The organism is Mesorhizobium sp. IMUNJ 23232 (assembly GCF_044326205.1).
Lineage (GTDB): Bacteria > Pseudomonadota > Alphaproteobacteria > Rhizobiales > Rhizobiaceae > Kumtagia.
This window is the reverse complement of sequence record NZ_JBIRCY010000047.1, coordinates 50,394-56,782: the sequence shown is the minus strand read 5'-3', so window position 1 is coordinate 56,782 and position 6,389 is coordinate 50,394. Positions and strand designations below refer to the sequence as shown.

General features: G+C 61.2%; 10 protein-coding genes. 5 read left to right on the top strand and 5 right to left on the bottom strand.

Annotated elements, in window-relative coordinates; translation table 11 throughout:
* The coding region (locus ACH196_RS27740; protein WP_396650078.1) for a LysR substrate-binding domain-containing protein at positions 1-826 on the top strand (826 nt) is incomplete at its 5' end.
* 280 nt (positions 827-1,106) lie between these two features.
* On the opposite strand, the gene ACH196_RS27735 is transcribed toward ACH196_RS27740, so the two are convergent.
* From ACH196_RS27735 to ACH196_RS27725, 3 genes are read right to left on the bottom strand one after another with little or no spacing between them, the layout of a single operon-like run.
* Positions 1,107-1,574 (bottom strand): phage terminase small subunit P27 family, encoded by a 468-nt coding sequence (locus tag ACH196_RS27735; protein WP_396650077.1) that lies wholly within the window; start codon positions 1,572-1,574, stop codon positions 1,107-1,109.
* A complete protein-coding gene (locus ACH196_RS27730) occupies positions 1,574-1,822 on the bottom strand; it encodes a hypothetical protein (RefSeq protein WP_396650076.1) in 249 nt (82 codons plus the stop codon). Before ACH196_RS27730 ends, ACH196_RS27735 begins: the two co-directional genes overlap by 1 nt.
* Positions 1,823-1,866: 44 nt before the next feature.
* Positions 1,867-2,643, bottom strand: a complete 777-nt coding sequence (locus tag ACH196_RS27725) for a DNA-methyltransferase (protein ID WP_396650075.1) — start codon at positions 2,641-2,643, stop codon at positions 1,867-1,869.
* A gap of 137 nt (positions 2,644-2,780) precedes the next feature.
* Between ACH196_RS27725 and ACH196_RS27720 the strand changes: the two genes are divergently transcribed.
* The 4 genes from ACH196_RS27720 to ACH196_RS27705 all read left to right on the top strand — a co-directional run bounded on the left by ACH196_RS27720 (position 2,781) and on the right by ACH196_RS27705 (position 4,982).
* The gene (locus ACH196_RS27720) at positions 2,781-3,125 is read left to right on the top strand and encodes a hypothetical protein (RefSeq protein ID WP_396650074.1); all 345 of its coding nucleotides are present in this window, start codon (positions 2,781-2,783) and stop codon (positions 3,123-3,125) included.
* Positions 3,126-3,135: 10 nt separating this feature from the next.
* A complete protein-coding gene (locus ACH196_RS27715; protein ID WP_396650073.1) occupies positions 3,136-3,603 on the top strand; it encodes a hypothetical protein in 468 nt (155 codons plus the stop codon).
* Positions 3,604-3,674: 71 nt separating this feature from the next.
* On the top strand, positions 3,675-4,784 hold the full coding sequence (locus tag ACH196_RS27710) for a hypothetical protein (RefSeq protein WP_396650072.1): 1,110 nt from the start codon (positions 3,675-3,677) through the stop codon (positions 4,782-4,784).
* A 3-nt stretch (positions 4,785-4,787) separates the two neighbouring features.
* On the top strand, positions 4,788-4,982 hold the full coding sequence (locus ACH196_RS27705; RefSeq protein WP_396650071.1) for a hypothetical protein: 195 nt from the start codon (positions 4,788-4,790) through the stop codon (positions 4,980-4,982).
* A 677-nt stretch (positions 4,983-5,659) separates the two neighbouring features.
* Here the strand turns inward: ACH196_RS27705 and ACH196_RS27700 are convergent.
* On the bottom strand, positions 5,660-5,899 hold the full coding sequence (locus tag ACH196_RS27700) for a DUF6894 family protein (RefSeq protein ID WP_396650070.1): 240 nt from the start codon (positions 5,897-5,899) through the stop codon (positions 5,660-5,662).
* 52 nt (positions 5,900-5,951) lie between these two features.
* Positions 5,952-6,314 (bottom strand): hypothetical protein, encoded by a 363-nt coding sequence (locus tag ACH196_RS27695; RefSeq protein WP_396650069.1) that lies wholly within the window; start codon positions 6,312-6,314, stop codon positions 5,952-5,954.
* Between the last annotated feature and the right edge of the window lie 75 nt (positions 6,315-6,389).

Genomic DNA, 6,389 nt, shown 5'->3' with positions numbered 1-6,389 from the left:
TGGTCTCGGCCGCCTGCGCCTGCTGCTGGCAGACCCGCTTTTTCTGAAGACCCCGAAGGGTGTCGTCCCGACCCAGCGCGCGGAAGAACTTGGAGATGCGGTTGCGGATATCCTGTCACGTGTCAGACGTGTCGTCGCCACCGCGCAGCCGTTCGATCCCGCGACCTCGACACGGCGCTTCACCATCGGATCGCCAGACGGTGTCTCGGCCGTCTTCCTGCCGCCGCTGATGGAAAGATTGTCGCGCACAGCAGCAGGCATCGCCATCGGCATTCGGCAGTTGCTGCCCCGGCAAGACGAGACATCGCCAATTCTTGCCTGGAAGGATGCGTTGGCCGATCTTGAGACGCGCGTGATGGACGTGGCGATCGTTCCCAATGATGAATTTCCGGCCCGCTTCGCTCGCCGCCCGCTCTACCAGGAAGATTTCGTCGTGGCTGCTCGCGCCGGGCACCCCTTCGCGACTGATCCCAGCCTGTCCAACTACTGCGCCATGCAGCACCTGGTGGTTTCGCAAACCGGCGATCCACACGGCTTCGTCGACAATATCCTGTCGGAACAAGGGCTATCCCGCCAAGTGGCTTTGACGGTTCCGAACTTCATGTTCGCTCTTGCCGTGCTGTCTGGAAGCGATCTGATTTCGGCTCTGCCGCGACGCTTCGTTGAAATGCACGCGGCGAGGTTTGGCGTTGTTGGTGTCGATGCACCAATCCCGTTTGGCCGCTTCACCCTGAATATCGTCACACCGCAAGTCGCAATGCGGGATCCGGGAATCGAATGGTTAGTCGGCTTGCTGAGAGAGATTGGCGCAGCCTGGCCGAATTAGTCGCCCGAAAGATCGGAATTCCTCCATGGTCGATTGTTGAGGCGTTGGCTGAACGTGGTCGAAAAACCAGAAAGGCGGCCCGATTAGATCTGGCGAGATCATCTACGGCGCGACGGAACTGAACGCTGCCAGTGGACTGCTTGGGAGTTGCGAGCGAGGCAAATGCCCAAGTCGACCAAGGATGCCTTCTTGCAGGGCGTGTTCGAGTTTGACTCCCATCGCTCGTGGCGAGTTTTGCGGCCGCCGGTGGTTCCCTCTTCCGGTTCAGTGAAAGCCCTCTTCAATACCTCGGCTTCAAATACGCATCCGCTGGCCGACTACCGAACTCCCAAGGCTTCTGCTCGTGCGAGCGCAGTTTGGTGACACGGCTGCGCGAGACCGGCGATAGGCCGAGTTCGGCGGCGTATTTGTGCATGATCTCCAGTTGCTTGGTGGCGATCGCCAGCCAAGGCGACTGCTGGATGTAGCCGGAGGGCAGCTTGATCAGCAGCGGCGTCTCCGCCAGTTTCCGCTCGGCTTCGACCCACCGGCCATACGCCTGGCAGTAGGCCGCAAGCACCGCGCGATCGTTGTCGCCGATGATGCCGCGCAGATGCAGGCTCGCGGCAAGCCTCTTCCATTCCGTCTTGGCTGTTGGGCTGAGATGTGCAGGACAGGTTGGCGGCTTTGGTTTGCGCCTGGATTTCGAGCCGGGATCGTCATCGCCGTCGATGAGGTAGAGCTGCGGTTTTGGCTTGCGTCCACGCATCATGGCCTCCGGACAAGACGCTGCCTCAGGCGCTCGCTGCACTGCAGATCGTGCTGCTTGTCGGCATCAGCGAGATGCTGGAAGAAGCGTCGCAGCACATAGAAGCGAGCCAGCGAAGCCGCGGTGAAGATGGCCGCGATCAAGCTGTCGGTGGCCATTGTCGTTTCGATGCCGAACAGCGGATAAGCAAGCCGCTGCACTATGATGGCAACGATGTAGCCGGCGATAACGTTGGCGAGCGCCTCCATCAGTGAGCCGGTTCGCGACTGAGCTGGTGCGACAGGAGCAGCAGTCATGAGTTCGGCTCCTGACCAAGCCTGCTGCCAAGGCACTCCGCCTGCACCTCCTCAAAGCTCTGACCGGTTGCCTCCAATATCGCGGCCTCGCCGGTAAAATCCTGCCAACGGGTGACGGTCACATCGACATAGGCCGGGTTGAGTTCGATGGCATGGCAGACACGGCCTGTCATCTCGGCAGCGATGATGGTGGTGCCGGAGCCGCAGAAGGGTTCGTAGACTGCCTGGCCGGGCGAGGAATTGTTCTCGATCGGCCGCTTCATGCATTCGACCGGCTTCTGCGTGCCATGACCGGTTTCGGATTTTCTGTGCGGGATCTGCCAGACCGTCGTCTGTTTGCGGTCGCCCGACCAGTGTCCTTTCTTGCCTTTCCTGACCGCGTACCAGGCCGGTTCATGTTGCCAGTGGTAGTCGCCGCGGCCGATCACCAGCCGGGTTTTATCCCAGACGATCTGCGAGCGGATGGAAAAGCCACAAACCTCCAGGCTCTCGGCCACAGTGGCTGCATGCAGGGCACCGTGCCAGACGTAGATGACATCTCCGGGAAACAGCGCCCAGGCTTCGCGCCAGTCAGCCCGGTCGTCGTTCAGTACCGTGCCGCGGGCAAGATCGACATTTGCGTGGTGAGGCAGTTGGCTGCGCCATGCCGGATCGTAGGAAACGCCATAGGGCGGATCGGACACAAGCAGATGCGGCTTTACCCCAGCAAGCACCCGCTCGACATCCCCTGCCCTGGTGCTGTCGCCGCAGATCAGCCGGTGCTTTCCAAGCAACCATAGGTCACCCGACTGGCTGACAGGTTGCCTGGGTGTTTCGGGAACGTCATCGGGGTCGGTGAGGCCTGCCGTACCAACAAGCCCAGGCGCAGGAGCAGGCGGCTCTCGCCGATGCACGGGCCAGTGACTTCGAAATGATGCAGGAAACCCGCAAGCAAGGGCTGCTGTCGGCAAACGCGCGGGCACAGGTTGGTGCATCCGGCCTCGCGCTGGCTGGTTCTCCGACCGAAGTGCTGACGACGAACGCCGGTCAGGCGGCTTTGGACATCCAGGCCATTCAATACGGCTCTCAGCTTCGACGGAACAACATGCGCGACCAGGCCGCGATTTCCAGGTTCTCCGGCAGACAGGCGAAGATTGCCGGCTACATCGATGGCGCCAGCGCGCTCACAAGCGGCATGTCGAAAATGTACGATCCCAGCCGCACCGAATACGACCCCAGCCGCGCGGTCATCTTCGGCCTCAGTCCATTCGCATAAGGAGACCTTCATGACGCAAACTCAGGCTGCGGCCGCAACGGATACATACACCCTCCAGTTCTGTGGCGGCTGCCTCGGCGAGGCGGTGCCCAACGGTACGATGCTGGAGATCGACCTGACCCGGGCGCCCCAGCCGCTCGATGTCGTGGCCGTGGGGCTGAAAGCCGACCAGAACGGCCCCTATGCCTGCTTCGTCAACAGCATGGACGAGAACGGCTTTATCGGCGTCTGCAAGATCCTGCTCGGCGTGCGGCAATCGGCTTCCGGCGATCCCATCTACCTGCTGGCGCAACTGTCGCCGCCGGCGGTGACGCCGATGCCGGCCGGCGCCATCGTGGCAATCCACCCGGTGATGCGGGAGAGCATCCCGGCGATCGCCAGCGGGACACTCAACCCTGCCGACCTGGCTGCACTGGAAATGCTGCTGCCCTTCGCCGCCGTCGACATGACCCTCCAACCGGGGCGCGCCGCCGCATGACCGTTCACCCGCACATGCAATTCCAGCCGCCGCGTGTTCTCGGCGGCATGACGGTCTCTGCCATCCCGGACATGGGCAAGGTGGTGTTCACCCACGGCCTGACCAGCACGTTTCGCGATGGCTTCCTGCCACTGATCCGCAATGCCGGGCGCGTCAAGCTGGCGGCTGCGGAGGTCAAGGCGGCGGGCACGGCGCTGGACATGGTGCTGGATAGCCGGGTGATGGCCCTCGGCGACATCACCAACGAGTTCGGCCAGCACTCGGCATTCGAGCGCGGCATTAAGTCGATGACACAGCGGTTCGGCGTGGTGTCGTTGATGGCGCCCTGGAATGCGACGCTGAAGCAGTTCGCCGGCCTCATCACCATGACCAACCTGTTGCGCGACGCGAGGAAGGTTGCGCACGGCCAGGCCGATGCGAAAACCATTCGCCGGCTCGCCGCTGCCAACATCGACGAGGAAATGGCGATCCGCATCTCGAATTCCTTTGCCAAGCACGGCGACGAGCAGGATGGCGTCCTGCTGGCAAGGGCGGGCCTCTGGGAGGACATCGGGGCGCAGGAGACCCTCCGGGGTTCCGTGGTGCGCGATGTCGACAGGATCATTGTCACGCCCGGCCAGGACAGGCCGCTATGGATGTCGACGGAACTGGGGAAGATGGTCTCGCAGTTCAAGACGTTTGCCGTTGCCTCGATGCAGCGCACTGCGCTGGCAGGGCTACAGCAGCGCGACGCGGCCACGCTGAACGGCACCATCCTGATGATGGGGCTTGGCGCTCTCACCTACGCCCTGAAGGAGTGGAACGCCGGCCGGGAGCCTTCGGAGAAGCCGTCCGTTTGGGCGGTGGAGGCGTTCGATCGCTCCGGCCTCGCCGGCTGGCTGATGGAAGCCAACAACATGACGGAGAAGCTGACGCGTGGCACTGTAGGACTGTCCTTCTTCACCGGCGAGCCTGTCTCCCGCTATGCCAGCCGCAACGTCACCGGCGCATTCCTCGGCCCGACGCCGGAAGCCGTGGCTGATATCTTCCAGGTGAGCGGCGCCGCGTTCGCTGGGGACTTCAAGAAAACCGACCTCACTGCCGCCCGCAAGTTCCTGCCGGGGCAGAATCTGTTCTATTTACGTTCTCTTTTCAACCGGGTAGAACAGGGGACTGGTGAGGCTCTCGATATCCCGGAGTAAGGGATGAGCATCCTTCTGTCGTTCGCAGGCATCGGCTTCGTCCTGGCAACCTGGCTCGCGGCCGATAGAGGCCGCGTTCCGCTGCTGTTCGGAGCGCTGGCAGTCGCCTCATTCATAGGCATGGCCGTCACGACGCCAAAGGCCACCTTCGTTGATGAGGATTGCCAGCGCTACGGCTTCTTTGCCGAGGAGTGCTGAGCCAATTTTCGTTAGGCTCGGAACCTTCAGGATGCTTGTCTGTTGCGCTACCGGTCGCGAGCCCCTCCGCAACAGGTAATATCGCGACCCGTGGCTCACCCCACGAATGAGCCCGTCGCGTTAGCCTTAGACGCGGCGGGCTTCTCTTTTTCGCAACGACCGCTTACGCGGAGGTTGATCCAAAGTACGCCTTCTGACGTATGGAGCCTCTGATAAACCTTTGGGTGGGCCGCTCGGAGGAAGGTCATGGCGCCGGATCAGAGGTCAAAAACCGAAAAACTTCGCTACCTACATGGTTTGCTACGCGAGATGAGAGAAATCTCGGATGCAGAGCGCTTCGGGTTTTGTCGCACCTTCTGGAAATGGCATATATCGAGTCGGGAGACATGCTTCGGAAAGCGAGACCTTGATGCCACCTTGGCGATCAGTGGCCTAACGGTTCCTTTACTATCCTGATTGAATATTTGAGGGCGGTTTTGTAATTCGTTCCGCCTCAGGCAACGCAGCCCGCTGGCCAACTCAAGCCCCCCGCACCCCTGGCCAGCGGGCTTCTTGCATTTGCAAAACAGCGAAGAGGCCGAGGAGGTCGCCCAGGCGCTGATCGTCGCGTATAAGAACGGCGTCAGAGATCGGACCGAACTCATCCGGATCGCGGCCCCCATGAAGTGGGATAAGGGCTAGCGCTTCAGCCAGCCCGCCTTGAATTTTAGATCGGCGGCAAAGATGTAGGTTCCCTCGTCGTCGCGCACCTTAACCCAGAAGTCGCGCTCTATTCCGTCGATCAGTTCCTCGTGGGCCATTTCCCGGAGTGCAGCGACGGCCTGCTCTCCAGCATTATTCTCGTGGTCGCGTTCGATACCTACGTTGTCGCGAGAAAGCGCCTGCCCATCGAACACATCGAAATAGTAGCGTGGCATGCGCAGTCTCTACGAAATGCCTGAGGAAAATGCGGAGAGATGGGAGGTTCCATCAATAAACTCCCAGCATCTTGGCAACTTCACGATAGGGAATTCGAAGCATCGTGGCGATCGTTGCGGCACTGATGCCACGCCCGGCAAGCTTTTTGATCTCCGCTTCTTTCGATGCTTCGGAGGGACTGAACACTTCTGGCTCTGCATCGAGGACGGTTGAGAAGTCATCCGTTTGGCGACGGGTTATACCCCGGCGCTTAGCTAAGATCGTCGGATAGGATGTCGCGACGCCAAACCGCTTCGCAATTTTAGTAACGGGCTCGCCAGCGACGTATCTCCGAAGAATGTTTTGGCGGTCATCCTCGGTTATTGCCCTGCCAGGAGGCCGTCCTGCACCATCTCTCTTTCCGCCTAGTGCCATTGTTCCCGTCTTGTTCTCCGAGCGAGCATATATCGGGTGGCACCAAGCGAAGGCAAGGGCCGTGCTGGAAGATGC

Excerpts from the sequence above, each read along its gene's own strand:
- ACH196_RS27735 (WP_396650077.1), bottom strand. The coding sequence starts at position 1,574 with ATGCGTGGACGCAAGCCAAAACCGCAGCTCTACCTCATCGACGGCGAT.
- ACH196_RS27730 (WP_396650076.1), bottom strand. The coding sequence starts at position 1,822 with ATGGAGGCGCTCGCCAACGTTATCGCCGGCTACATCGTTGCCATCATA.
- ACH196_RS27720 (WP_396650074.1), top strand. The coding sequence starts at position 2,781 with ATGATGCAGGAAACCCGCAAGCAAGGGCTGCTGTCGGCAAACGCGCGG.
- ACH196_RS27715 (WP_396650073.1), top strand. The coding sequence starts at position 3,136 with ATGACGCAAACTCAGGCTGCGGCCGCAACGGATACATACACCCTCCAG.
- ACH196_RS27710 (WP_396650072.1), top strand. The coding sequence starts at position 3,675 with ATGGGCAAGGTGGTGTTCACCCACGGCCTGACCAGCACGTTTCGCGAT.
- ACH196_RS27705 (WP_396650071.1), top strand. The coding sequence starts at position 4,788 with ATGAGCATCCTTCTGTCGTTCGCAGGCATCGGCTTCGTCCTGGCAACC.
- ACH196_RS27700 (WP_396650070.1), bottom strand. The coding sequence starts at position 5,899 with ATGCCACGCTACTATTTCGATGTGTTCGATGGGCAGGCGCTTTCTCGC.
- ACH196_RS27695 (WP_396650069.1), bottom strand. The coding sequence starts at position 6,314 with ATGGCACTAGGCGGAAAGAGAGATGGTGCAGGACGGCCTCCTGGCAGG.